This is a genomic window from Azospirillum sp. B4, assembly GCF_000333275.1.
Lineage (GTDB): Bacteria > Pseudomonadota > Alphaproteobacteria > Azospirillales > Azospirillaceae > Nitrospirillum.
Genome location: NZ_BACU01000082.1, coordinates 1 through 25,179, shown reverse-complemented (window position 1 = coordinate 25,179; position 25,179 = coordinate 1). Strand labels below are relative to the sequence as shown.

General features: G+C 64.5%; 26 protein-coding genes, 1 tRNA gene and 1 pseudogene. 14 read left to right on the top strand and 14 right to left on the bottom strand.

The features are described from left to right. Nucleotides 1–48: 48 nt before the first annotated feature. The 11 genes from I55_RS04115 (at nucleotide 49) to I55_RS04065 (ending at nucleotide 11,187) form a co-directional block, all read left to right on the top strand. Nucleotides 49–1,167 (top strand): DUF5694 domain-containing protein, encoded by a 1,119-nt coding sequence (locus tag I55_RS04115; RefSeq protein WP_049973815.1) that lies wholly within the window; start codon nucleotides 49–51, stop codon nucleotides 1,165–1,167. A gap of 144 nt (nucleotides 1,168–1,311) precedes the next feature. Further along, nucleotides 1,312–1,503 carry a hypothetical protein gene (locus I55_RS04110; RefSeq protein WP_044559229.1) on the top strand — a complete coding sequence of 64 codons (192 nt, stop codon included), beginning with the start codon at nucleotides 1,312–1,314 and terminating at the stop codon, nucleotides 1,501–1,503. 134 nt (nucleotides 1,504–1,637) lie between these two features. After that, nucleotides 1,638–2,330 (top strand): response regulator transcription factor, encoded by a 693-nt coding sequence (locus tag I55_RS04105; RefSeq protein WP_044559228.1) that lies wholly within the window; start codon nucleotides 1,638–1,640, stop codon nucleotides 2,328–2,330. 21 nt (nucleotides 2,331–2,351) lie between these two features. Further along, the gene (locus I55_RS04100) at nucleotides 2,352–3,461 is read left to right on the top strand and encodes a hypothetical protein (protein WP_148293562.1); all 1,110 of its coding nucleotides are present in this window, start codon (nucleotides 2,352–2,354) and stop codon (nucleotides 3,459–3,461) included. Continuing rightward, on the top strand, nucleotides 3,461–3,922 hold the full coding sequence (locus I55_RS04095) for a hypothetical protein (RefSeq protein WP_044559226.1): 462 nt from the start codon (nucleotides 3,461–3,463) through the stop codon (nucleotides 3,920–3,922). The genes I55_RS04100 and I55_RS04095 overlap by 1 nt, the downstream gene beginning before the upstream one ends. Then, on the top strand, nucleotides 3,919–5,718 hold the full coding sequence (locus I55_RS32730; protein ID WP_049973814.1) for a cell wall metabolism sensor histidine kinase WalK: 1,800 nt from the start codon (nucleotides 3,919–3,921) through the stop codon (nucleotides 5,716–5,718). Before I55_RS04095 ends, I55_RS32730 begins: the two co-directional genes overlap by 4 nt. 115 nt (nucleotides 5,719–5,833) lie before the next feature. Further along, nucleotides 5,834–6,496, top strand: a complete 663-nt coding sequence (locus tag I55_RS04085) for a thermostable hemolysin (RefSeq protein WP_049973813.1) — start codon at nucleotides 5,834–5,836, stop codon at nucleotides 6,494–6,496. Then, nucleotides 6,489–8,735, top strand: a complete 2,247-nt coding sequence (locus tag I55_RS04080; RefSeq protein ID WP_044559225.1) for an AMP-binding protein — start codon at nucleotides 6,489–6,491, stop codon at nucleotides 8,733–8,735. Before I55_RS04085 ends, I55_RS04080 begins: the two co-directional genes overlap by 8 nt. Further along, nucleotides 8,725–9,594, top strand: coding sequence for an SDR family oxidoreductase (locus I55_RS04075; RefSeq protein ID WP_064742464.1), 870 nt, complete (start codon nucleotides 8,725–8,727; stop codon nucleotides 9,592–9,594). The genes I55_RS04080 and I55_RS04075 overlap by 11 nt, the downstream gene beginning before the upstream one ends. 226 nt (nucleotides 9,595–9,820) lie before the next feature. Then, nucleotides 9,821–10,459, top strand: a complete 639-nt coding sequence (locus I55_RS04070; RefSeq protein WP_049973812.1) for a tetratricopeptide repeat protein — start codon at nucleotides 9,821–9,823, stop codon at nucleotides 10,457–10,459. Next, nucleotides 10,459–11,187 (top strand): class I SAM-dependent methyltransferase, encoded by a 729-nt coding sequence (locus I55_RS04065; protein WP_044559224.1) that lies wholly within the window; start codon nucleotides 10,459–10,461, stop codon nucleotides 11,185–11,187. The genes I55_RS04070 and I55_RS04065 overlap by 1 nt, the downstream gene beginning before the upstream one ends. A gap of 287 nt (nucleotides 11,188–11,474) precedes the next feature. Here I55_RS04065 and I55_RS34065 read toward each other — a convergent pair whose 3' ends face one another. From I55_RS34065 to I55_RS04045, 8 genes are all read right to left on the bottom strand, one after another. Continuing rightward, nucleotides 11,475–12,758: a three-Cys-motif partner protein TcmP gene (locus I55_RS34065; protein WP_083900826.1), complete on the bottom strand. Its 1,284-nt coding sequence runs from the start codon at nucleotides 12,756–12,758 to the stop codon at nucleotides 11,475–11,477. Nucleotides 12,759–12,776: 18 nt separating this feature from the next. Continuing rightward, complete coding sequence (locus I55_RS34060) at nucleotides 12,777–13,553, bottom strand: DUF5131 family protein (RefSeq protein WP_083900825.1); 777 nt, start codon at nucleotides 13,551–13,553, stop codon at nucleotides 12,777–12,779. A 311-nt stretch (nucleotides 13,554–13,864) separates the two neighbouring features. Next, the gene (locus tag I55_RS34055) at nucleotides 13,865–14,101 is read right to left on the bottom strand and encodes a hypothetical protein (protein WP_049973811.1); all 237 of its coding nucleotides are present in this window, start codon (nucleotides 14,099–14,101) and stop codon (nucleotides 13,865–13,867) included. Further along, the gene (locus I55_RS04060) at nucleotides 14,065–14,763 is read right to left on the bottom strand and encodes a TniB family NTP-binding protein (protein ID WP_049973810.1); all 699 of its coding nucleotides are present in this window, start codon (nucleotides 14,761–14,763) and stop codon (nucleotides 14,065–14,067) included. Before I55_RS04060 ends, I55_RS34055 begins: the two co-directional genes overlap by 37 nt. Next, the gene (locus I55_RS04055) at nucleotides 14,757–16,373 is read right to left on the bottom strand and encodes a Mu transposase C-terminal domain-containing protein (RefSeq protein WP_049973809.1); all 1,617 of its coding nucleotides are present in this window, start codon (nucleotides 16,371–16,373) and stop codon (nucleotides 14,757–14,759) included. Before I55_RS04055 ends, I55_RS04060 begins: the two co-directional genes overlap by 7 nt. Nucleotides 16,374–16,386: 13 nt before the next feature. Next, nucleotides 16,387–16,740, bottom strand: coding sequence for a hypothetical protein (locus I55_RS32720; protein ID WP_049973808.1), 354 nt, complete (start codon nucleotides 16,738–16,740; stop codon nucleotides 16,387–16,389). Further along, nucleotides 16,737–17,381, bottom strand: coding sequence for a TnsA endonuclease N-terminal domain-containing protein (locus tag I55_RS04050; protein WP_064742465.1), 645 nt, complete (start codon nucleotides 17,379–17,381; stop codon nucleotides 16,737–16,739). The genes I55_RS32720 and I55_RS04050 overlap by 4 nt, the downstream gene beginning before the upstream one ends. Before the next feature lie 49 nt (nucleotides 17,382–17,430). Further along, on the bottom strand, nucleotides 17,431–18,738 hold the full coding sequence (locus tag I55_RS04045) for a TniQ family protein (RefSeq protein ID WP_083900823.1): 1,308 nt from the start codon (nucleotides 18,736–18,738) through the stop codon (nucleotides 17,431–17,433). Nucleotides 18,739–18,881: 143 nt separating this feature from the next. Between I55_RS04045 and I55_RS35700 the strand changes: the two genes are divergently transcribed. After that, nucleotides 18,882–19,742, top strand: a complete 861-nt coding sequence (locus I55_RS35700) for a hypothetical protein (RefSeq protein WP_148293561.1) — start codon at nucleotides 18,882–18,884, stop codon at nucleotides 19,740–19,742. 566 nt (nucleotides 19,743–20,308) lie between these two features. On the opposite strand, the gene I55_RS04040 is transcribed toward I55_RS35700, so the two are convergent. The 6 genes from I55_RS04040 to I55_RS04015 form a co-directional block, all read right to left on the bottom strand. Beyond that, nucleotides 20,309–20,384, bottom strand: a tRNA-Phe gene (locus I55_RS04040). 210 nt (nucleotides 20,385–20,594) lie between these two features. Beyond that, on the bottom strand, nucleotides 20,595–20,807 hold the full coding sequence (locus I55_RS04035; protein ID WP_044559231.1) for a DNA gyrase inhibitor YacG: 213 nt from the start codon (nucleotides 20,805–20,807) through the stop codon (nucleotides 20,595–20,597). A gap of 5 nt (nucleotides 20,808–20,812) precedes the next feature. Beyond that, nucleotides 20,813–22,105 carry a ribonuclease E/G gene (locus I55_RS04030; RefSeq protein ID WP_044559222.1) on the bottom strand — a complete coding sequence of 431 codons (1,293 nt, stop codon included), beginning with the start codon at nucleotides 22,103–22,105 and terminating at the stop codon, nucleotides 20,813–20,815. A gap of 15 nt (nucleotides 22,106–22,120) precedes the next feature. After that, the gene (locus I55_RS04025) at nucleotides 22,121–22,762 is read right to left on the bottom strand and encodes a nucleoside triphosphate pyrophosphatase (RefSeq protein ID WP_044559221.1); all 642 of its coding nucleotides are present in this window, start codon (nucleotides 22,760–22,762) and stop codon (nucleotides 22,121–22,123) included. 13 nt (nucleotides 22,763–22,775) lie between these two features. Next, on the bottom strand, nucleotides 22,776–22,994 hold the full coding sequence (infA, locus tag I55_RS04020; RefSeq protein ID WP_044559220.1) for a translation initiation factor IF-1: 219 nt from the start codon (nucleotides 22,992–22,994) through the stop codon (nucleotides 22,776–22,778). A 207-nt stretch (nucleotides 22,995–23,201) separates the two neighbouring features. Next, on the bottom strand, nucleotides 23,202–23,771 hold the full coding sequence (locus I55_RS04015) for a thermonuclease family protein (protein WP_159107105.1): 570 nt from the start codon (nucleotides 23,769–23,771) through the stop codon (nucleotides 23,202–23,204). Nucleotides 23,772–24,010: 239 nt separating this feature from the next. On the opposite strand from I55_RS04015, the gene cysQ reads away from it, so the two are divergent. Together cysQ and I55_RS04005 are read left to right on the top strand one after the other, a co-directional pair. Beyond that, entirely contained in the window at nucleotides 24,011–24,811 is an 801-nt protein-coding gene (gene cysQ, locus I55_RS04010; protein WP_044559219.1) for a 3'(2'),5'-bisphosphate nucleotidase CysQ, read from the top strand. Nucleotides 24,812–24,946: 135 nt separating this feature from the next. Then, nucleotides 24,947–25,179 (top strand): annotated as a pseudogene (locus I55_RS04005) (SAM-dependent methyltransferase); the annotation flags it as partial.

The window sequence follows — 25,179 nt, the reverse complement described above, 5'->3', positions numbered from 1 at the left end:
CCGTTGCGGATGATGCCCGCATCACCACGCATAATCGTTGGGGGCTTCATGAAACGCGTTCGTCGCCGGTCATCCGGCTTGGGCCTGGCCCTGCTCCTCGGCACCCTGGCCACCGCCATGGTCACCCCGGTGGGTGCCAAGGCCGGCACGGATTACCACCCCTCGTTCAAGCCCGACCGGTTCAAGGGACCGCCAACGGGCAAGGCCAACGAGGTGCTGGTCCTGGGAACGCCGCATCTGTCGGGGCTCAAGGGGGAGCTGCGGCCGGACATGCTGGAACCCCTGCTGGCCCGCCTGGCAGCCTGGCATCCGGATGCCATCGCGACCGAGGACATGTCCGGCCTGCAGTGCGACAGCCTGCGCCGTTACCCCGCCCGCTACGCCTCCACTGTCGCCGACTACTGCCCGGACCCCGGACCCGCCGGACAGGCGACGGGACTGGACGTGCCCGCCGCCAACGCGGAGGCGGAACGGCTGCTGGCGGCATGGCCGGCGGCCCCCACCGCCACCGACCGGCGGCATCTGGCCGCGATCTTCCTGGCGGCGGGGGAGCGGAGCTCCGCCCTGGTGCAATGGCTGCGCCTGCCAGTGGAGGAACGGCGCGCCGGTGACGGGTTGACCCCCGACCTGGTGGCGGCGCTGGACCGCGCCAAGGACCGCCGCAACGAAACCAACCTCATCTCGGCCGTGCTGGCGGCGCGCCTGGGCCTGGAGCGGTTGTGGAGCGTGGATGACCACAGCGCCGACTTCCCCGACCCGCCGGACGCCAACGCTTATGCCGCCGCCATCACGCACGCCTGGGACAATCCCGTCGCCAAGGCGCGCCGGGCGGAGGATGAGCGGCTGGAGGCCGGCTTCGCCAAGCCAGACGGCCTGATGACCCTGTATCGCGCCTACAACGCGCCGCAGGGTGCCCTGCTGGCCTACCAGTCCGACTTCGGCGCCGCCCTCAGGGAGCCATCGCCTCAGGGTTTCGGCCGCACCTATGTCGGCTATTGGGAAACGCGCAACCTGCGCATGGTCGCGAACATCCGCGATGTCCTGGGCCAGCATCCCGGCACCCGCCTTCTCGCCATCGTCGGCGCATCGCACAAAGGGTATTACGAGGCCTACCTCGACCAGATGCACGATGTGCGCCTGGTGGACACGGCCACGATCCTTCGATAGCGGCCGTGGCCCTTGTTGGATGGCGGCACCCAATTCCGAAGGACTCGACAAAACTCCACAATTGGCTCTCGGCTGGCGGGGTATATTGACGTCAAAGGCGACAACGCGACCGAACCGATCCGATACTTTTCAGGAGTTACGACCATGAGCATTTCTTCCATTGGCGGCTACGCCAGTTCCATCGCCGCGTCATACCGCCCGACCCCGGCGGCCGACACCGCGCCCACCCAAGCCGCCGCCCCGCAGACCGCCAGTCTGGATCGGGATGGCGATGGCGACGTGGATACCGGTCCGGTCGACAAGGACCGCGGCAACAACATCAACATCAAGGCTTGATTGAGGTCGCGCGGCGAGCGGCGATGGGGACCCTCCGGGGTATGTCCCATCGCCGCCCACCGTGCCCGTCGTTCCCTTCTTATCTGCCATAAGCCGACTGTCGACTTCGCTCCCCCCTTCGCCAATAATCAGGTATGGATCGGATACTGCTCGTTGACGACGATGTCGCGCTTGCGGACATGCTGCGCGAGTTCCTGGAACAGGATGGGTTCTCCGTTGACGTGGCCCATGACGGCGCCGCGTGTTTTGACCATGCGCCGGACAGCCAAGACCTCATCGTGCTTGACGTCATGCTGCCGAAGCTGTCCGGCTTCGATGTGCTGAAGCGCCTTCGCCAGCGGTCCAATGTGCCCGTCATCATGCTGACGGCCCGTGATGACGACGTCGATCGTATCGTGGGCTTTGAAATCGGCGCGGATGACTACGTGCCCAAACCTGTCAATCCCCGGGAACTGGTCAGCCGCATTCGTGCGGTCCTCCGTCGCGCCAATGGCGGTGCCGCCAGGGCCCCGGCGGAGTTGCAGGTGGGAGACGTCCGGTTGAACCCAACCGCCCGCATCGCTTGGTGCGGGGAATGGCGCCTGGACCTGACGTCAGCGGAGTTCAGCCTGCTGGAACATCTGCTGCGCGGCGCTGGTCGCATCATTTCCCGGGACGAGCTTTCGGCGGCGGCGTTCGGCCGGCATCACGCGGCTGGTGCCGATCGCAATGTCGACACGCTGGTGAGCAAGGTTCGGCGTAAACTCGATGCCACCGCTTCCGATGGGGAGCAGCCCATCAAGACCATCCGCAATGTCGGCTATCTCTACGCCCTGCCCCCGCCGTGATCGGGCCTCGTCCGGATGGCCATGATCCCCCCGCGCTTCCCCCATCTTCCCCAGGGCCGCCGTCTGGCCGTGGCGATTTTGGCCGCCACTCTGGCGGCCGGCGCCGCCCAGGCGCAGGATGCCGAGCCGGCGGGCAGCTACGTGCTGGGTCAGGGGTTCAACATCGGCCCCGTCAACCTGGCGGGCTATTCCAGCCTGGTGGCGGGCCTGCCGGACCAGGGCAGCAAGACCTTCAGCCTGGAGGATCTTAGCCTTTTTGCCAGCGCCCACGTCGGCGCCTTCGTCAACCCCTTCATGGAAGCGGAGTTGACGGGGCTCAACCTCCTGCCATGGGGCAAGGACGGGGGTGACACTGGAAAAGGCGGTGGTTATGTCGTGCTGGAGCGGCTCTACGACGACATCCAATTGCCGGATGGCTTCACGGTCAGGTTCGGCAAGATGCTGGCGCCCGTCGGCGACTGGAACCAAATCCACGCCGCACCCCTGGTCCTGTCAACCGTGCGGCCGGCGGCGACCTATCGCGGGTTCAGCCAATACGCCACCGGCTTGTCCGTGCTGTACACTGATCCCGAGGCCCGCTGGCCGGACGTCCAGATCTATTGGCAACCCATGGACGAGTTCTCCGCGCGGCCGGACAGCATCGTCGACGACCATTACCGCCTGGTTGAAGGGGTGCACGTCAGCTTTCCCCTGGCCCTGCTGGACAAGGTGGGGTTCTCGGTTCAGCGCACCATCGACCGGTTTGGGGTGGAAAAGCATCTGGGGGGGATGGACTTCCGGTATACGATCGGTTCATTCAGCCTGCAGGGCGAAGGGGTGGTTTCGAGCCTGTCCCATCCCACCGGTGTGCAGACGTCCCAGAGCTTGGAATGGAGCGGATACGTGGCGCCGTCCTACGCGCTCAACGATCGATGGTCCATCTACGGCTGGTATGAGGTTTATGACGGGCGCCGCACCGCGCCCCTCACCGCCGCGCAGCCGGCAGACGACCGCGCAGCCCAGGACCTGCTCGCCGGCTTCGCCTTCCGCCCGCAACCGGCCATGGTCTTCAGGCTGGAATATCTGCTGAATGTGGGCGGACCGCCGGTCAACCCCACCGGTCTGTTCGCCTCCTGGTCCGTGCTGTTCTGATGCGGCGGCGACGTTCCCTGCTGGCGGCTCTGATAGGACTGTTCCTGTCGGACATGGCCCGGGGGGAGGACATCCTGGTGGTCGCCAACCCGTCGGTGACCTTGGGCCACCCGCTGAACGCCGGCGACGTCGCCGCCATCTACCTGCTGCGGATGACCCTATGGCCCGATGGCAGCGCGATCATCCCCGTCAACCGTGAAATCTCCAGTGACGTCCGCGCCCGCTTCACCGCGGGAATCCTGCGCCAGAACAACGCCAGCCTGATCGTTTATTGGAACGAGATGCACTTCAAGGGCAAGTCGCCGCCGGTGGTGCAGGAATCCGAGCAGGCGCTGCTTACCTTCATTCGCCGGGTTCCGGGTTCGGTCGGTTACATCACCGGTGGCGGCGGAGCGCCGGATGGTGTCGTGGTCCTGGCCAGGCTGCCGGTGGCGGTTGGTTCGGGCGGGGGCGGTCCATGAAGGCGATCATTGGCAGCTCCGTTGGGCGCAAGATCGTCAGCGCGCTGCTGGCCATATATCTGCTGACCTATGGATTGACGGCGGCGGTGGTCTACACGGGCGTGCGCCGGTCTCTGCTTGAATCCGCCGAGGGCGGCCTGGCCCAGGTGGCCGACCTGAAATACCAGCGTCTCAGCAACCGGATGGACGAGCTGGCGACGGATTTAACCGCCTGGGCCCAGCTGGAGGTCATGAACGACCTCGTGTCCGGCGACGTCGACCGGCGGATCGGGACCACGCTGGAGGCGCTGCAGCGCCTGTATGGATTGGCGGGCGGACTCTACGCCTTCGACGCCGCAGGCACCTTGATCGCCGATGCCGACGGCGACGCCGGCACCCCCGCGCCGGGCACCCACCTGCCGGCGGCCTGGACCGTGACGGCTGCCGGCGCCACCTTTCTCGACAAGCACCGGAACCCATTGGGCGCCGGGGATCTCGTCGCCCTGGCCATTCCGGTTTTCGGCAGCTTCGCCCCCGGCTACCGCGTGGGCACCCTGGTCATCGCCCTTCCCTGGAGCACGGTCGAAACCTTGCTGAACGGTGTGGAGCCCCGCACGGTGCTGGTGCGCCTGCCCCCGCATCCGGCGGTCCTGTCCAGCGCCGCCGATACCGGCCTGGAACGGGAAAGCCGCATCATCGGCCGATCCGTGCAGCGGGACGGCCTGTTGCGATCCTGGCAGGTGGTGGTTTCCCAGCCCGTGTCGGTCGTGACCCGCCCCCTGCGCCAAGTGGCGCTGGAATTGGCCTTGCTTGGCATCCTGCTCGCGGTCCCCATCTTCGCCTTCGTGCGCTGGCTGGGCCGGCGGCTGACGGCGCCCATCATGGACCTGACCCGGGCGGTGCGCGTCATCGCCGATACGGATCACCTGGACATCCAGGTCCCGGTCACCAGCCAGGATGAGCTCGGTTTTCTGGCCCGGTCGTTCAACCACATGACGGTCAACTTGCGGAATGCCCGGGAGGAGCGGGACCGCAGCATGAGGGATCTGGAACACCTGAACCTGACGCTGGAAGGCAAGGTGGCGGACCGTACGGCCGAGCTGGAAGCCGCGATCACCGCCCAGCGTCGGCTGATCAGCGATATTTCCCATGAGATCAAGTCACCGCTGGCCCGGCTGAGCATGGCCTTGGGGCTGGCGCGCCGCCAGGTGGAGCCCCAGGCACCCCGGCATTTCGACAGGATGGAGCGGGAGATCGCGGCCGTCGCCGCCCTGGCCTCCGAACTCCTGACCCTGGCCCGGCTGGAAGGGGCGGCCGTGGCGTTGCAGCGGGTGCCGGTGGACCTGCAGGCTCTGGTGGGCACCATCATCGCCGACGCCGCTTACGAGCGGCCCGACCGGCAGCGCGACCTGACCCTGACGGTGGAAGCCGACCTGCCGGGTCGCGGCGTCATCGCCGGCAATGCCGACCTGCTGCGCCGCGCCATCGAAAACGTCATCCGCAACGCCTTGTTCTACACGACGGCCGGGGTGCCGGTGACCGTCACTGTGGCGGCAAACGCCGCCACCGGTCTGAGCCTGACGGTGGCGGACAGGGGGCCCGGAGTTTCCGATGAAGCCATCGGGCAGTTGTTCGATCCGTTCTACCGTGCCGATCCGGCCCGGGCCCGCGACACCGGCGGCACCGGCATCGGCCTGACCATCTGCAAGCGCGTGGTGGAATTGCATGGTGGAACGGTGGTTGCGACGCACAATCGCCCCAGCGGGCTGCTGGTTGAAATCATCCTGCCCGTCGCGCCCGCGACGCCGCAGAACTGAAAACAACCGGTAGGCAAGTCCACACAACTCCACGGCGCGCGGCCTTAGCATGGCCCATCGCTTCACTGCCTGGACGGCAGCCGAGGCGCGGTTCCATCAGCGAAGGCGCGTCCCCATGAATGCGGCCCCCCATCCCCGCCCAGTCCCCGCGGCAGACGACGGCAGGTTCGTATCGGCCCGGGAGAGGCTGCCCGATATCCTGGCCCTGTCCGCCGACCATCCGTTGCGGCCCGCCGTGGAGCAATTGGTCCGCGATATCTACGCCCAGGCCTATGGGGCGCATGTCGCCCGCTTTCCGCGCCTGATGATGGCGGTGCTCGACCGGGACGGAAATCCCGCCTGTGCCGCCGGCGTTCGGACTACCGCCGACGGCTTCTTCTCCGAAGCCTATCTCGACCAACCGGTGGACCGTGTCCTCGGGCGGCGGAGTGGGCGCCACGTGCACCGTGCCCGCGTATTCGAGATCACCACCATGGTCAGCCGCCGCGCCGACCTGTCGGCCGGCTTTTTCCACAGCCTGGCCTGCCGGGGGGCCCTTGACGGATACGACTGGTGCTTCTTCACCGCCACGTCCCGCCTGCGGCAGCTGTTGCAGCGCCTCTATCCGCCGTTGCTGGTCTTGGCCCAGGCCGACCCCGCCCGCCGGCCCGATGCCGCCGCCTGGGGGCGCTACTATGAAAGCGGCCCGACCGTCTGTGCTGCCGACGACTGGCCATTCCTAAGTCCGACCCTGACGCGGGCGGAGGTTCCACGGGCGGAGGTTCCGGCGGATGCGTGAGCTTCTGGATTCCATCCACCGGCATGCCACCCTCACGCCCCATCGACCGGCGGTCACCGACGGCATCTCGTCCCTTGATTATGCGGGGCTGGCCGCCCGTGTCGCGGGCACGGTCCAGGCGCTGACGGCGTTGGGAACGGACGGCGGGCGACCGGTCATCGGCCTCGTCGGCGGCAGTCGCGTGGAATGGATGGTCGCCCAACTGGCCATCTGGCAGGCGGGCCTTACCGCCGTCCCCTTGCCCCCCTTCTTCTCGCCCGCGCAATGGCGCCACATCGCCGCCGACGCCGGCATCACCCACGTCATTCACACGCCCGACGTGGATCCCGGACTTGTGGCGCCCCTGGCCGTGCCCGTCCTGCAGGTACCGGCCATGACAGCGGTAGCGGCGGCCTTGGACCCGGCCGGAACGGCGCGGCAGGTCATCTATACGTCGGGCAGCACGGGCACCCCCAAAGGCGTGGTGCTGGAAGGGCGCCAACTGTCCTGGAGCACCATGGCGCTGGCCGAGGCCATCGACGCGCGGCCGGACGACCACTACGTCAGCCTTCTGCCCATGGCCCTGTTGCTCGAAACCCTGTGCGCCGTGACCCTGCCACTCAGCATCGGGGCGCGGGTGACGCTGATACCCGAGCTGACGGCGCGCGTCGGCGGCCCCGGACCGTTGGGCCTGGCCCAGGCCATCACCGCCGCCGCTCCCACCTGCCTGACGCTGGTGCCCCAGCTTCTGGCCGCCTGGGTGGCGGAACTGGAACGGACGGGAGGCACGGTTCCGCCAAACCTCCGCCTGGTGGCCGTGGGCGGGGCCGCGGTCCCCAACGCCTTGGCGGAACGGGCCTGGGCCCTCGGCATTCCCGTGCATGAAGGCTATGGCCTGTCCGAGTGTTGCTCGGTGGTGGCGCTGAACCGGCCGGGACGGCGGCGGGCGGGCACCGTGGGCCAGCCCTTGCCCGGCTTGCGCGTGACCCTCGACCGGGGGGAGATCGTGATCACCGGCCCGTCGGTCATGTCGGGATACCTGGGTGAAGCGCCGGTGGACGAACCGAAAAGGATGGCGACCTGGCGCACCGGCGACCTGGGGGCCTTCGACGATGAGGGCCACCTGATCATCCATGGCCGGCGGGACGCCCTGATCGTGACCCCCGGGGGACGCAACATCAGCCCGGAGTGGGTGGAGGCTCATTTCCTTAACGACGCGCGGTTGTCGTACTGCCTGCTCAGCGATGGCGGGATGGATGGGCTGGCGGTGTTGCTGGTCCCCGCGCCGGCGGCGGCGGCCTGGTTCGAAGCCGCCAGCGACGATGCGGTCGCCACCTTGTCATCAGCCCTGGCCGAAGGCCTGCCAGCGTACGCCCGGCCACGGCGGCATCACGTCGCGCCGCTGCGCGACTTGGCGGCCCGGGGCCTGCTCACCGCCAACGGCCGGCTCCGCCGTCAGGAAGCCACCGCCGCCTATTTCCCACAGCTTCATCCGCCGACCATGCCGGCACCCCCCTTGCCCGTTGGACCTTTTGACCACCGACCGTTGACGGAGGCCTCCTTGCCCGACACCTCATGGACACCGTATCAGCGCCTGCTGGCGGAAACCGCCCACGCCCGGGGCGCTTTCCTTTCCATTCCCGTCTTGAGCATGGCGATGGACGGCGCCGTGCCGCTGCCGCTCTATCGCGATTTCCTGGCGCAGGCCTACCATCACGTTCGTCATACCTGCCGGCTGCTGGCCCTGGCGGCGGCCCGAACCGAGGATGAGGATTACCGGGCCGCGCTGTTCGACTACATCAGCGAGGAACAGGGGCATGAACAATGGATCCTGGACGATATCGATGCCGTGGGCGGTGACGCCGCGCTGGTCGCCGCGTCCGTGCCCGGCCAGGCCTGCCGGGCCATGCTGGCCTATGTCTACGATGCCATAGAGCGCGTCAGTCCCTATGCGCTGCTAGGCATGGTGCATGTCCTCGAAGGCATGTCGACCCTGCTGGCCTCGCGCGCGGCCGATGCCCTGCGGCGGGCCTACCGGGCCGATGGCGCCGGCGGCTTCCGCTACCTGACATCCCATGGCGCGCTGGACCAGGAACACGTCGCCTTCTTCCAGTCCCTGGTTGATGGCCTGCGCGCGCCCGACGCGCTGCCGGTCATCGCCGACACCGCCATCATGACCTACCGCCTGTATGGCGATATTTTCCGCGACCTGAGCCGTAGCCTGGAGGGCGCGCAAGGGGGAAGCTGTCATGCCGCATGATCCCGCCGCCACCGGCAAGGCCGCGCTGATCACCGGCGCCGGGTCAGGCATAGGCCGGGCGCTGGCCATCGAGGCGTCACGCCAGGGGCTGGGCCTGATCCTGGTCGGCCGGCGGCACCCCCCGCTGGACGCCACCCAGGCGCTGCTGCGCCCCGGGACCCGGTGCCTGGTCCTGACCGCCGACGTGACCCAGGCCCAGGACCGTCAAGCCCTGGCGCACGCCGTGCGGGAGCACACCGGCGGGCTGGACTTCCTGGTGAACAACGCCGGCCTGGTATGGGCGGGGGCGCTGTCAGACATGGACGACCAGACGCTGACCGCCCTGGTGGCCACCAACCTGCTGGCGCCGCTGGCCCTGACCCGGGATTTCCTCCCCCTGTTGTCCGCCGCCGCCGGCCGGGTGGTCAACATCGGCTCCCTGCTGGGGGATATCCCCTACCCCCTGTTCGCCGGCTATTGCGCGTCCAAATACGGCTTGCGCGGGCTGTCCGACGCGTTGCGGCGGGAAGTGCGATGCCAGGGCGTGGGTGTCACCTACGCCGCGCCGCGCGGGGCCCGCACCCCGGCGACGGAGGCCCTTGAACCCCTCCTGGCGCTGCTGGACATGCCCACGGACCCACCGGCGGACATCGCGAAGCGGATCTGGTCGGCGGTCCTGGCCGGTGCCGATACCGCCTATCCCGCAGGCCCTGAACGTTTCTTCGTCCTGCTCCAACGCCTCTTCCCCCGCCTGGTCGACGCCGCGGTACGGCGCCAGTTGCGGCGCGGTCCCCTGGGCGCGTTGATGTCGCCGGAAACGCCACGACGGCCGGGCCCCCACGGCGCCAACCCGCGCGTCGATTGCCTTCCCCTGGTTTGAGGAACCACTCATGGATCACACCCTCCCGTCCGCGCGCCGCCGCCTGGCCCTAAGCAGGTTTCTCCAGATCGGGCCACACATGGCCCGGCCTGGAGAAACCTGCCGACTCTATGGTTCAGCAGATTTCCGAGCCCGCCCATGTGTGGGCGGAGTTCGGAAAGTCTGCTTAGCCACGGCGACCGCCCTCCTCCATCTGTGGGCACCGGCTGGCGGGTTCGCCGCGCCGATGGACGGCGCGCCCATCGCCCAGCAGGTCGCGACCGATGCGGGCACGCCCGCGATGTTGACGGCCCTGGCCGCGGTGGAGAGGAAATGGTCCCATATCACCTTCGAATTGACAGACCGGGACACCCGCGCGCAAGCCATGGCGGCGCTGGCCGAGCAAGCCGGCCAGTTGGCGTCACAATATCCCGGCCATGCCGAACCCTTGATCTGGCAAGCCCTGGCGCTCAGCGGCCAGGCCGGCCTGAAGGGAGGCATGGGCGCCCTCTCCCTGGCTCGCGAAGCCCGCGCGCTGCTGGAAACGGCCGGGCGCCTGGACTATCGCGCGGTGGGCGGCGCCGTGCCCACCACCCTCGGCTCCCTCTATTACAAGGTTCCTGGCTTCCCCCTGAGCTTCGGTGATGACGACAAGGCCCGCCGTTACCTGGAGGAAGGGCTGGCCATCAATCCGGATGGCCTGGACGCCACCTACTTTTACGGCGACTTCCTGGTCGAGCAGGGGGACTATCGCAACGCGGCGGAGGTGCTGGCCCATGGCCTGGCCGCACCCCCCACCCCGGACCGGCCTGTCTGGGATGCCGGACGGCGCGGCGAAATCCGTGCCCTGCTGAAGCGGGTGCAACAGAAGCTGGCGGCGGGGTGATGGACGCTTTCGAGCCGCTGACAGGCCCGCCAACCCGCTTCCGCGCGGCCTGGCACGGGCTGGGGAACCAACTGCGCCACCCCACCGGCGTGGTGGGGCGGTTGCTCGGCCTGGTCATGAACCGCCTGAACGCGCTTCCCAACCAGGCGGCGGTCGAGGCCCTCGCGCCCCGTCCCGGCGACACGGTCCTGGAATTGGGTTCAGGTCCAGGCCACGGCGTCGCCTTGGCCATGGCGGCGGTGGGACCGGCGGGCATCGTCCACGGCGTGGACCAGTCCGCCGTCATGCTGCGGCAGGCGGCCAGGCTCAACCGGCAGTCCCGGCACAGGGGACAACTGCACCTGCATCTTGGCCGCTTTGACACGCTGCCGCTGCCGGCCGGCTCGGTGGACGGGATACTCGCGGTCAACGTCGCCTACTTCTGGCATCATTCCGTGGGTATTCTGCGCGAGGCGCGGCGCGTGCTGCGCCCCGGTGGACGCTTGGCGGTCTACGTGACCGACGCCGCAACCATGCGGCGCTGGCCATTTGCCAGGACCGGCACCCACCGCCTGTTCACGCCCACCGAACTGACGGCCATGCTGCGGGGCGGCGGCTTCCCCGATGAGAGCATCTCCATCCGATCCGTCTCGCTGGGGCACGGGATAAGGGGGCTGATCGCCACCGCCGAGAATCCAAGGCCGGTTGGCCTGTGCGACGAAGGCGCCGCTCCGGAAGCGAATATCTAGGCCACGAGCCAAGGCGGGTACCAGTGGGTCGCACTCGAACCGCGCCCAGGCTACGATTTCCGGGAAACCCACATTTCACAGGTGCGCAGATGGTATCTGCGCATATTGAGCGGCGTTTTGTCGTTTTCAGCTTTGAATGAGACGAATGTAAGTGCCAAACCGTCAAGAAGCGACCTTAAGCGAGAGCAGCATTCAGCTTTAAATGAGATGAAATCGTAATTCCCGCCTTTTAAGTGAGACCATTCCACATGGCGGCGGCTATGTGATAGTGGGCGTCGTTAGTGAATCTATTTCTCTTTCTTCTTAAGAAACTTGCTGAAGAATGTCGGCTCCTTCGTAAACTCATAACGATCTGTCCACTCAAGACTCTTAGACCTCGGCTTGAGTTTGCCATCTGCACTCTTAATTATAAGATCGTGATTGTCTCTCAGGCGTAAAAGCTCAGGTTCGATTAGTGATCGAACGAGCGGCGTATCAGAGCATCTGCTGCCAAAGAGTGTAACAAGGCTGACGGGCTTTCCTTGGGCCAGCGTTTCCTCAATTAGATGCGGAATCTCTTCGATTAAAGCTTCTCTAGAGACCTTCCGAGCATGGTCATCCATTAAAGATTCAATCATGAATTGATTAATGTCGCCAGTCGGCGTAAATCCGAGTGAATAGAATCCGCCGCGTCCGTGATGAGTTGTCGTGTTATTTTCTTGCCAGTGAATTTCACCTATCTCATTGCGGGCTTCATGATGCTTTGATAAATGCAAAAGCCAATGAGATCGATGCGATTCCGGTGATTTAATCATAAATGGCGAATAATAAGGTGCGCCTGTTTGTTTTCTTATGTGGTCATATAGAAAGTTCTGGATAAGAACGCGTGCGCCAAGATAGTCCTCTTCCTTAAATCGAATCATTTCCCGCACGAGGTCGGGACTAATGTCAATTCTCTCGAAGGCACTAAGGTCGTGATTAGATTCGCTAATATAGTTGGCCAGCGCATCAACCATAAACGTCAGAAAAACTTCAGACTTCGGAAGATTATTAAGTATTTTTCGGATTGATTCCAGAGCTACCTGACTCCACCCAAATTGATCTAAAAGGAATATGGAGCAGCCAACTCGTTGGGAATTCTTTTTTGCCTCAATTATTGCATTGTCTACGAGATCGTTAAAATCACCCACCCATAGAGAAATTTCTTTGTCGAGCATATCTTTGAATTGGGTTTTCTCAATCTCAGCACGCAGGAATTCAATGTGTCGCTTCTCGCTATCAATAAAAATATAGCGCGCCCTGATGTTAAAGCCCTTGGCTCTCTGAGCAGCTAGGCGACTCTCCATTTCTGTTACGGTAGACAGGAATATCAATGGCGAGCCGGGGAACAAATCTTTCCCATCGGTATAGCGTCCACCACCACAATAACCATCAACAAATGTAATTCTCAGCGTATTCATCACCCTATTCTGTGTAACGATTTCCAGATATCGCTCGATATAGCGCTGAACTACGCGATGCTTCGCAAGTGTGTGCGGCTCTATATTTGGCGCTGTCTTCCCTATCCGCCAGACAGCCTTGGAAGTCGCCATACACTTAACCTCATCTCATTAGAGCGCAGGCGGAGACGGCATCTCATTCCAGACCTGGCCACGATATTCACGGCCATTCGCCTTTTTTGAGCGACGCTTGTTGTCTTTCCCCCAAGTGCCCCACTGTTTAAAGAAAAACGCTGTACCACTTTCTACACACTGACTATGGATTTCGTCTACCCATTCCTCGCGTATAGGGCGGGCAAACCGACCGCTTTCTCCTCCTACGATAGCCCAATGAATTCCATCCAAATCCACACTACCAACTGAACCGATCAATGGTTCAAAGGAGATGAAACGAATGGCTGCTGGCACTTTGCGCAGTTCCGCTATGCGGTCAGTGACACGCGCGTCTTCGACGCTTGCCCCCAACCACACATTGGGCAGAACCTTACCTATCTTGGCTTGGACAATTTCAACCATACGAGATGGCCGTTTTGTCAGAATCTGGTAATTGTGGTGCGGAGTTTCCTCCATAACCTTCCAAACAGATAATATGAATTTATCAGAGACCCGTTCATGAAATAGATCACTCATAGAATTAACAAATATTTTTCTTGGTTTCTTCCAAGAATATGGGATCGATAAAGCCGACTGATCTTCTCTAACGACGCCAGTCCATACAGACCTTTTGCCACTTCGGCGAGCTAACCCCATGTATTTCCCGACACCCATCGCCTCGAGGCGGCGAGCCATTTCCATTGCGTAGCAGTTTTTGCAGCCTTCGGTGGCAATTGTGCAGCCGGCCACCGGGTTCCAGGTGGCATCGGTCCACTCAATTTGGGTCTCGGCCATGATCCTACTCTCACTCCTACTTCCCACGAGGCGATGCCGATGCAGGCGCTAGCGATTCGCTATTGAATCACTAATCGGCGTCGTTAGAAAGCAGAGACGTGATAAAAATCAAGCTTTTTTAGCTGACCACGAATGAGGTGGCGGCATCGGTCTGAATTTCGCCACACGGCCACAAGTGCAAGAAAGTCAGTCAATGCGTTTACAGCACCCAATCTCTCACGAGTTAAACGAGCGTCGCTTTCACAGGGGCGATTCCGGAAGAATCTAAATAGGCATGGTGAGTATGTGAACTCCCAATATTAAATGCCCTGTTACCTTGCGACGCGCCGGCGCTCACTCGGCATCACCCAGGGCACGCGGTCCATTGTCTCCCAATCAATGACCTCCACCCCTATTTGGATTGCCGTCTCAGCCGCAAGAGCCATCGGCTTGCAAGTTTCGCCCGTCAAACCTTCCGCCATGCCATGGATGCGGCCGACGAGGTCCTTGGAGCGGAAATTGCTCTCCTGCTTCAGCTCCAGGCTTTGGACGAAGCGGGCCAGGAACAAAGCATAGTCCTTGCCCAGGGTCCAGCGGGGAATGCCCATGGGCTCGAAGCGGTTGCCCCACTGCTGGTCCGTCTGGAAACGCGGACGGCGTCCTGGGTGCCCATGGCGACGACGGGGATGCGCAACTCGTTGCTGATGCCCTTCAGGCTGTTCAGCACCAGCAACCGCTGATCCGGTTTGCCCGCCAGCAGGTTGTTCACCTCATCCAGGATCAGCAGACGGGTGCCCACTGCCGGCAACAGATGGAGGATCTGGTCCCACTTGGCCTGGACGCGGGCGGAAGAACGGTAGGGCGCTTTCAGAGCGCGAAGAATGCTGTCGTAAAAGCCGGCTAGGTCGGCGAAGGGCGGGGCCTGGCAGTAAACCACCGGGTGGCGACCGTATTCAGGGCTGCCCTCTCGGGGGCTGAGATCGCGGATGAACTTGATGGCCAGGGCCGTCTTGCCGTTGTTGGTGTCGGCGTAGATCAGGCTGCAGGGCGGTCGCGGCACCGTGGGATGGTCGTAGAGCCAAGCCAAGCGGCGCAGGACGGCCGTACCCGTGTCGTAGTCGACATAGCGGGCAGCCCGGATGCGGCGGACCCGTTCATCCAACTCCGCCGGCACCGGCACGTCGAAGGCCAAGGTGCCCTGCACGGCGAAGAGGTCCGCAGTGCCTACCATGTTTCCACCCCCGTATTCACGTCGCTGTCGGAGAAGTCGAAATCCCCGTCGCCGCCCCCCGGCGGCTTGCCCCCGTTGTCCACCACCAAGGCCAGGCGCCTATCGCCGTTGCGGCCCGGCCCACGCGCCCTGGGCAGCGGTTTGGCTTCAGGCGGCGGGGCGGACCCCACCGGTACAGGGATGGGCACGGTATCCATGGGCGGGTCCAGGGTCAGGGCGGCGCGGTGCCGCCGCTGCTCGTCCCGTTTGGCGGCCTTGCGCCGGGTCTTCTTGGTGGCATCGCGCGCCGCCTCGGTGATGCGGTGCATCTCGTCGTAGGCGGCGAAGATGGCGGCCTCATCCTGTGCTGCCTTGCCCTGTTGGCGCAGGTAGCCCACGGCTGCCCGGTAATCCCAGAGCGAGATGGAGGGGCGGTTCCAGTCGCGGTAGCCGACGGCCACGTAATCCTTCAGCGCCGGGTCCAGGAAGTAGAGCTTGCTGATGTCGGTGGGGTCGCGCCGCACCTTGAACTGCATGCGCCGGCCGGCGTCTCCGGCGCGGACCCACTGCGACAACAAGGGGTCCCGGTACCAGATCTTGTCCCAGACTATGCCCTCCGGCTGCACCGTCCGCGTGATGAAGGGCAGGAAGTCGAGTCGCAGGCGACGGGGATCAGGCATAGGGTCGATCAAGCCGCGGCCCGTCACCTGGTCGCTGCCCACGACGCCTTCGTTCCAGCGGGCCAGCGGCGGCATCTGGATGCCCTCGTGCAGCTTGTTGTGGTAGACGCCGACGATCAACGTCACCAGCCACTTCTGCAGCTCCGCCAGGGTCATGGTTGCGGCGGCGGTGGACTTGTATTCCCCACGCTGCCTGGGGCTGGAGAAAGTGGCGCCGGGCAGGGCATGCACCTTGCGCGATAGGGTGCCGGCCAGGCGCTCGATATGGCCCCCATAGTGAGGCGTGCGTGGCGGGCGGAACTCATAGCGGATGCCGTATTCGTCCAGCGTGTCGCGAATCAGGTGGCTTCGGAAGTCCTTGCTGTTGTCGGCATGCACCATGCGTGGCTGGCCCCACACCGGCCATTCGCCCCTGACGCCTAGCCGTTCCAGTTCCTCGCGCTTGTCCAACATGGCATGGCAGAGGCAGAGCCCCACGGCGAAGGCACTGGGGTTGTCCAGCGACAGGTGATAGCCCGCCACCATGCGGCTGAACACGTCGATGGCCAGGGTCAGCCACGGCCGGCCGATGGGCAGGCGCCGCACCTCGTCCACCACAATGACGTCCAACAGCGTGTGGTCGATCTGAACGACGGCCAGGGGCTGATCGGCGCCGGGGAAGCTGTCCTTCACCCGGCCGAACTTGTCGTGCGCCGCCTTGCGGCCCTCGCGCTTCAGCACCTTTTCCTTCGGGGCTACGGCCCGAATGCGGGAACGGATGGTGCCCACCGAGGGTTTGGCCAAGCCGGCGGCGCGGCAGCGGCGCTGCGTTTCCAGTACCGTCTCCTCCACCGTGGGGTGGTGCTTGGTCAGGTAAAAGCCCTGAATGGTATCGCTGATCACCGCCTCGATCCGCGCATCCAGACGCTTGGGCATGACACGGCCCTTGCGCCGGGGCGCCAGGTCGGACATCAGCCGGCGGCCCTCATAAGCCTTGATCCAGCGGTAGATGGTGGCGCGGGGGCACGTTCTGCGCGGCGGCCACGGCTTTCACCATGTCCTCGCTGCGCCGCTCGCAATGGATCAGGGGCTTGATGATGCCGAAGCGGCGCTTGGCCTCCACCAGGTCGTCTTCGCTGAGGGCGTCCAGCAGGCGGCGCGACGGATCGGCCTTCTCGGGATTCACGGCTGCCAGCTCCCACACCGGCACCACCTGCGGCTCCTTGCCCTCCGAGTCCTCCAGCAGGACGGAGGTGGAGGACACGACCTGGACGATGCGGGAGGGGCGGCCGCGCCAGCGGACCACCGCCCCGGGCTTGTAGCTGACTTTGCCGCTCATGCGCCGGCCCTTTCCGTGGGGAGGTCGAGGATGGAGAGCATGGTGAGGGGCTGCTCCAGGTCCGCGGCCAGTTCGCCCCACGCCACGGCCCGCCAGAGGGTCGGCAGGACGTGCGCGCGGCGTTCTGGGCCTCCCTCAGCTAAATCGGCCAGGACGGCCACGCCGAGGGCTCCCTGGGCTTGCAGGAGCGCGTGGAGGCGCACCATTAGCCCTCGATTGACAGGCCGGTCGCGGAAGGGCAGCAGGAAGCGGATGTTGGCCAGACGGGGCGTTCGTATCTCCCGCTCCGTCACGACACGAAAGCGCCAGCCCTGGTCGGCGGCGTAGGCGCGTGCCGCAGCGAAGCGCTCCTCCAGCGTTCCGGCCAGCAGCGCCTTATCCGTGGAGTATTTGACCTCCACCAGGTCGTTGGGGCGGCCGTCGCCATAGGTGACCAGGAAATCGGGCACGTAGGATCGGTCAGGCGCCCAGGGAATGCGGACGGGCTGTTCTTCGATACCGGTGACGGCGCGGTCGAAGCGGGACAGCAGCACGAAGTCGCGCTCCAACGTCGATTCGACGTCCACACCCCGCCGGCCGCCGCCCATGGGCACCTGCCCGCCCACACTGCGGTAACATAGGCCGATCTTCCTGACAGGCATGTCCCTCTCCCCCATGGCCCCATGACAGGAGAGTTCGCAGCCAACTACGTCAACTTATGGGCGATTCTGAGGATTTTTCTCGCCCTGATGGCAAATTGAGGTGTTGGCGCAATAGGTTGTCGAGCCACGGGCCGACGCTCTGGCCGCTCCGATGCGCCATGAGGCGTGCCGCCTCCTTTACCTCGGGCGACACGCCATCCAGCTTCCAGTAGCGCCCCTGACCCCAGGCGGCTCCGTTGGCGACCGGTTCCGCCATATCGCTCATGGCGGCCAGCTCGGTGCCCACCGTCTCCACCATCTCGCGATAGGTGGGCTTGCGCCCCTGGCGCTCCAGCATCTCCTTCAGCCCGGCAACCTCGATGCGGCCTTCCGCATTGAAGGGCTTCTTCAAGTGCCAGTCCACCAGCTGGGCGAAGGCGAAAGGCAACGACTCGCCGTGGCGCTTGCGCACATGGCTGCTGGCCAGGCCCACGGCATCGGCGGCCGACGCCAAGGTGTTCGGCCAATCGCGCATCAACACCATCGCCATGGCCACCAGCACCGTCCGTGCTGCCGGCGCCATCACCGCCAGATCACGCCCCCGCGGGAGGGACTGTGGCGGCACGGCCAAGCCGGGCTCCCGCAACTCCGCCTGCTCGCGCAGGGCATAGGCATGCGGTCCTCCCGTCAGCAGTCGTACTACCAGGGCAAGGACCTTGAGGTAGATGAAGGAATACAGGCCGACATGGTCACCCAAGTCGGCCCAGCCATCCGCCAGCACGGTCAGGAGGCGGTTCTGGTACGGCAGGTAGTTCACCGGCGGCTGAACGGTCTCCGCCTGCCGCAGATCGAAACCACAGGACCAGCAGTTGACACCGCCCCGCTGCTGTTGGCGCAGGATGGCCAACGGCTCGTTACACCGGGGGCAGCGGTCAATCAGCAGGCAGCTGTGGACAGGGCAGACGGAGACAAACAGCAACCGCCACCGAAGGCGCAGATAAGGCTGCGCATCACCGGCAAGGCATAGCGGGCAAGCCTGCTGCCCGAAGCAGCGTGTAGCCCCGTCCCGACCCGCCGGCGGCAGCCAGTCCAGCTTGGCCAAACCATCGTCACGCTCGAAGACGTAACCGGCCCAGCGGCGGAAGGTGGCTTGCTCCAGGGCATCGGCCGTGATGCTCGTTTTGGCTGACAGACGATCCAATATCTGGAAGTCAGCGTGCCGGTCCAAGTCGCGAGGGCTACGATCGCCACCAGGCTGGAGGATGCGGTGGAGTTCAGCGGTCTGGAGGCCGTTAGCTGCGGCCAGCCGAGCGAACCAGGAGGACAGGGATTCGTCTGGCAGCAGCACCGGGCGGCCAGGCCATAAGCCTCTTTCCATAGCTATCCTCACCACCGCAGACGCAATGAGGAAGTTTGATCGTAAAATGTGGCCAGGAAGCGGCCAAATTTCAAATTTGACTATTAGGCGCACTATGAGACTATTTTTGCGATAGAGGCACCATCATAAACTAGGAGAGGCATATGAATATAAATGACATCTCTGACTTAATAGGACTTTGCGAAGAGGCATTAGATCGCCTTAAAAAATATGATCAAGGTCAAAAATATGACGGAATATTAGAGACTTTCAAAAGAATCACGAGTCCACTAATTTATGGCGATGACATATCTCCAGATATAAGGAAGGCGATTCCCGCAATAAAGCTCTCCGATATTCAAAAATCGATTGCAATATTGCGAAATGCACATTCTTTCTCGCAAGGTTCCTCACTAAGGCAATTCAAGCCGCATGTGGATAATGTAAAAATATGTTTAGATTATTATGCAAAGTCTCTGATACCGCAGAAGCTAGCGATTAGCCGGAAAGTATTCTACTCTTGGCAATCCACTCTTGATAATACAGACAATCGCGGCTTTATTGAAAATTGCCTAAAAAAGGCAATAAAAGAACTTAATGCGGACTTTGATGAATCTGATCGCGAGAAAGCCGAACTGGAGCAAGGAGCGATGGGCTTTCCAGGCTCTCCAAAGATTTTTGACTGCATAACGGAAAAGATAAAGCAATGTGGCGTCTTTATTGCCGATGTCAGTCTTGTATGCGGCAAGCAGTCCAATTCGAACGTCATGATAGAGCTTGGATATGCACTATCTACTCTCGGAAAAGAGCGCATTCTAATGGTCTTTAATGAGGCATATGGAGATATCAGGGATGCTCCATTTGATTTAGGATTTAATCACATGATTAAGTACAAATATATTAAGAAAATTAAATCAAATGGCGGAATCTCCTCCGAAAAAATATCAGATAATGACGGAAAACAGGAACAAACGAAGAGACTAACCAGCTCATTGACCAAGGCCATTAAAGAAATAATAGGGTAATATTAATACCATTAATGCTGAACATATTTGCAATATCATGAATTTTTACTGGAATATACGGTATAATTTTACCCCAGAGCAGGAACTGCGCACGTGGCAAAACATCTATTGGATCTCCGGATCGCGTTCGATAACTCAGCTGCCTTCGACGCCGTCCAGCAGATCATGGAAAGGCTGCGTGGCGCACTACCCGCGGGCACAGTTATCGAGGCGCTAGGGCACGTTATAGCTGTCAGTATCGATGAAGCGCCTCTGGACCACCTCCAGCTGATTGAGGGGCGCTCGAATGGACCCACGCCACGATCACCTGAACCAACTGCTGGACGAATGAGGCCAAGGCCGCGCTGGGACAGCTATAAGCGAGATGGATTCGGAAAATGCGTTGGACGGCGCGCTTTCCGCAGCTGAGAGTGAGGGGAGGATGATTCTGGCGGCAAGCCCTTGATCCGACGGCGTTACGCGAGCGGATCGGTCTCACGTATGCGTGAAGCTGTCTCAGCTAAAGCAGGTCGAATCCCACTTAAAACTGAAAACGACATTAACTGTCGTGATGGCTTGGGGGAAAATGGTGCCCAGGGGCGGAATCGAACCACCGACACGGGGATTTTCAGTCCCCTGCTCTACCAACTGAGCTACCTGGGCATCCAGAGGTTCTTAGCAGGCGCTAAGTACCTGAACTCGCGTGGGTTTTTGTAACCCGTTGCCGTGGCGTTGGCGTCCACGGCGCGTCGAGGTGGCTGTATGTAGACAAGTCCGGCGGGCTTGTCCAGCCCGTTGTTTCGTTCTTTTTCAGATTTTTTTTAGACCGCTGATTTCATTAGGCCATTTCCGCATCGCAACGGTCGGGCAGGCTTATTCCCGCAGAGGCGCCGGGGCGGTTTCGCCATCCTCGTCCGTCTCCTCGGTCACAGGCACGCGGTAGCTTTCGTTCAGCCAGCGCCCCAGATCCACGTCGGCGCAGCGGGAGGAACAGAAGGGCTTCATCTCGGGCGCCGGGGGCCGTCCACAGATGGGGCAGGCGGCGCGGGCTTTGCGGGGCTTTAGGGGGATCGGTTCGTCGGTCATTTCATTCACACCAGATCGTCGTCATCGGTGGCTGGCACGTCGGGCGCCACCAGGTCCAGCAGGGAGGGGCCACGCCGCTGGCGCGTCATTTCCACCAGCCCCAGGCGGGACATGCCATAGACCTGGGTATTGCCGGGGTCATCCGCCACCGCCCCGGTCAGCGCCAGGATCAAGCGTTCGCGATCCGGCGGACGGGACAGGTTGATGAAGTCCACCACCACGATGCCGCCGACATTGCGCAAGCGCAGCTGGCGGGCGATTTCCGGCACCGCCGCCAGGTTGACGGCCAGGGGGTCGCCCCGCTCCCCCCCGTTCACGTCGATGACGGTCAGGGCCTCCGTCCGCTCGATCACCAGGCTGCCGGCGGCCGCCCCCCGCAAGGGCACGCGCGGGCGCAGCAGCGTGGCGATGGCGCCGTCCAGGTCGCCGCCGTCGAACAGGGGCAGGCCGGTGGCGGCGCGCTGCAGGACCGGCAACAAGTCGCCGGCGCGATCGTCGCACCAGCCGCGCAATTCGGCATACAGATCCTGGCCTGCGGCGGCGCGGTCATCCACCCGGATCGCCGCGACGGGCAGGCCCGTCTGTTCCATCAGCGCCCGGACGCCGGCATGCGGCGCCGGCAGCAGCACGGCCGGCGGCCCGTCGCCGGCGCGGGCCACGCCACGCCAGTCCAGGGCCAGGGCCTCCGCCTCCTGCGCCAGCCCCTCGGCCGCCACATCGGCGGCGGCGGCGCGCACGATCCAGCCACCCGGCCAGCCGTGCTGGCCACCGGACGGCACGGCGTCGCGCACCACGGTGGTCAGGCGCGCCCGCTCCGCCGCGGCGTTGGGGCCCTGCCCCAGGCGCTTGGACACATGGATGCCGGCGGCCAGCGGCGTGTGCACCAGGAAACGGCCGGGCAAGGCCACGTCCATGGACAGCAGCGCGCCCTTGGCGCCCACCGGATCGGCCTTCACCTGGACAATGACCGTTTGGCCGGCGCGCAAGGCCGTGCCGATGGCGCCTTGCGGCCGGACCGCCGGCCGATCCTTGGACGCCCCCTTGCCGCCGGCTTGCGGCACGCGCACGTCGGCGGCGGGCAGCAGGCCGTCGCGGCCCGTGCCGATGTCGACGAAGGCGGCGTTCATGCCGGCGACGATGCGGGTGATCCGTCCACGGATCACGGCACCGGCCAGGGTGGGCCGTTCCACCCGGTCAATGTAGAGATCGGACAGCACGCCGTCGGTCAGCACGGCGGCCCGCCGCAGGGCGGGGCCGTGCACCGGCGCGGTGATGTCGATGTGAAGTTCGCGGGCCATGGGTGGGCCGGCCCGTCAGGCGGCTGTGGCGGAAAGGGCCAGGGGGTCGATGCCAGCCGCGCGCAGCAGGGCCGCCGTGTCGAACAGCGACAGTCCCACCACATTGCTGTGGGAGCCCACCAGCCCCCGCGCGAACAGCGCGGCGCGGCCCTGGATGGCATAGCCGCCGGCCTTGCCCACTCCCTCGCCACAGGCGAGGTAGGAGTCGATCTCGGCCCGGCTCAGCTTCTTGAACAGGACAGCCGTCTGCACCAGCCGCGTGCGCACCTTGCCGGCGGCGTCGATGACGCACAGGCCGCCATAAACGCGGTGCCGCCGGCCGGACAGCAGGTCCAGGCAGTGGCGCACGTCCTCGGCACTCTCAGCCTTGGGCAGGATGCGGCGGCCGCAGCCCACCACCGTGTCGGCGGCCAGCACGACGGCGCCGGGGCTGCGCGCGGCCACCACCTCCGCCTTGGCCTGGGCCAGACGCACGGCATGATGGGCCGGCAGCTCATCGGCCAGCGGCGTCTCGTCGATATCGGCCGGATCGATGCCAGCCGGCGTCAGCCCGATCTGGGCCAGAAGCTCCCGGCGGCGCGGGGAGCTGGACGCCAGCACCAGCGGCGGGAGCTGTCGTGGCGCCTGCCCCGTCCCGTCCGCTTGCACACGCACCATGGTCCCTGCCCGCTTACTTGAAGCGGAAGGTGATGCGACCCTTGGTCAGGTCGTAGGGCGTCATTTCGACGTTGACCCGGTCACCGGCCAGCACGCGGATGCGGTTCTTGCGCATCTTGCCGGAGGTGTGGGCCAGCACTTCGTGTTCGTTATCGAGCTTAACGCGGAACATCGCGTTCGGCAGCAGTTCGGTCACCGTGCCGGAAAACTCGATCAAATCCTCCTTCGACATAACTTCCTTTCGGGAAAAACGGGTGGATTGCGGGATACACGCAATTTCGGCGACATAGGTGATGGCCCCGGCGGTCGCGGTCAAGTGTTTTCCAGGCAACGGCAGGGGTGCGCGCGCGTCTTTGCGCCGCACTGTGACCAGTCCACCCCGCCAAGATGGGGGGCCACCGGCGAAATGCAGGCTGCCGAGACCCGCGCCCGGAAGGGATCAGGGCTGTCCGCCAGGCTTCTTTCGGGGCTTCCCGGTGGCGTCAGCCTCCATCGCCGCCTGGTGATCGCGCCATAGCCACGGCGGCTCCACCCGCCCGCCCCACATGCCGGCGCGGTGGCTCACGGCCAATACCTGGATGCTGTAATAGTCGGGCGTCAGGGCGGTGTAGGCAGGGGCCCATCCCGCGCGCACCATGATGCCGGCGACGTCGCGGCCATCCTCCAGCTTGCACACGCCCAGGCGCCGCTGCTTGGGCGGACTCTCCTTGGTGGTGCAGCGGACGATCTTGTCCTGGACGACGGCCTGCAATTCCTTGGTCGCCTGGGCGAAGCAGTCATAGCTGGCCCCCCGCCGGTTCTTGCAGGTCTGGCCAGGGTCGGGCGCGTCGATGCCGTAGAGCCTGATCTCCCCCCCATCCACCAGCAGGGTGTCGCCCTCGGTCGCCTGGGCGTGCCCTTCGATGACATCCCCCCCGCCGCCCACCGGTGCCGGGGGGGCCGCCAGGGCGGGGGCGCCGCCCCACAGCAGGGCGGCGACGAAAAGTGGGAAGGGCGAATGCGGTTTCATGGCCATGATCCTAGCAGCATCCTTCTCCAATGTGCAGGTCGCGGGCCGCAATGTGCGGGTTGTAGGACTGCGGCGGGCCGCCCATGATTCTGCCCTTTCAAACCCGGCCTGCGGGCATTGAGGGGGCCACGCATGTTAGCCGCGCGCGCCCGGCCAGTTCTGGACTGTTGCCGGACGGCGGGTGGATGCACTATCCCCTGCACCATCGCCCACCCCACCATAGAGATAGGCCTGGCCCCATGACCACCGCCCCCGACCTTGCCCATATGGACCTTGTCGCCCTGCTGGATGACATCGCCGCCCTGGCGGTCGAGGCGGGCCACGCCACCCTACCCTTCTACGAAGGCGACCATGGTGCCACGGCCAAGTCCGACGGCAGCCCCGTGACCCTGGCCGACCATGCGGCCGAGGCCATCATCCTGCCCGGCCTGGCCCGCCTGACTCCGGACATCCCGGCCGTGTCGGAGGAAGCGGCGGAACGGGGCGAGATTCCGGCCGTGGCCGCCCGCCTGCCCTTCTGGCTGGTGGACCCGTTGGACGGCACCAAGGAATTCATCAAGCGCAATGGCGAGTTCACGGTGAACATCGCCCTGGTCGACAAAGGTCAGCCGGTGCTGGGCGTGGTTTACGCCCCAGCCAGCGGCGAACTGTTCGCCGGGTCGCTGGCGCCCACGCCCCTGGCCTGGCGCCAGCGCAATGGCGGCGAGCGCGAGGCCATCGCCTGTCGGCCGCAGCCACGCGCGGGCGTCACCGTGGTCTCCTCGCGCTCCCACGCCAACGACGAGGCGCTGGCCGCCTATCTTAAGTCCTATTCCGTGGCCGAGACGCTGGCCTGCGGCAGCTCCGTCAAGTTCTGCCGCATCGCCGAGGGGGTGGCCGACCTTTACCCCCGCTTCGGGCCGACCTGCGAGTGGGACACGGCCGCCGGCCACGCCGTGCTGCTGGCCGCCGGCGGCGGCATGACCACCCCGGAAGGCGACCCCTTCCGCTATGGCAAGGCCGGTTTCCGCAACGGCCCCTTCATCGCGCATGGCAAATAAGCGGCAAGCGCCGTGGCCCGCGGCACCCTGCCCTTTTGAGTAAATCTTAGAGCTGATAGACCCCCTGGCCGCCCGATCGCAGACTACCTACATGTCCTTGATGTGCAGGTGATTTGAGACGAGGGAGCCTTCGGCATGCTCTTGGCCAGCCTGTTCCGGTCATTGATCAAGACCGGCCACATGACACTCATCGACGCTGACGGCCGCCGCCATGAATTCGGCCATCATCCCCCCGACGGGCTATCCGGGGGGGTGATCCCCGGCGGCATCGCCGATGGGGGGCCCGCCAGCTACGGCCCCATCACCGTGCGGGTGACCGACCCCAGCCTGCATTGGAAGCTGGCGCTGGTCCCCCGCCTCTATGCTGG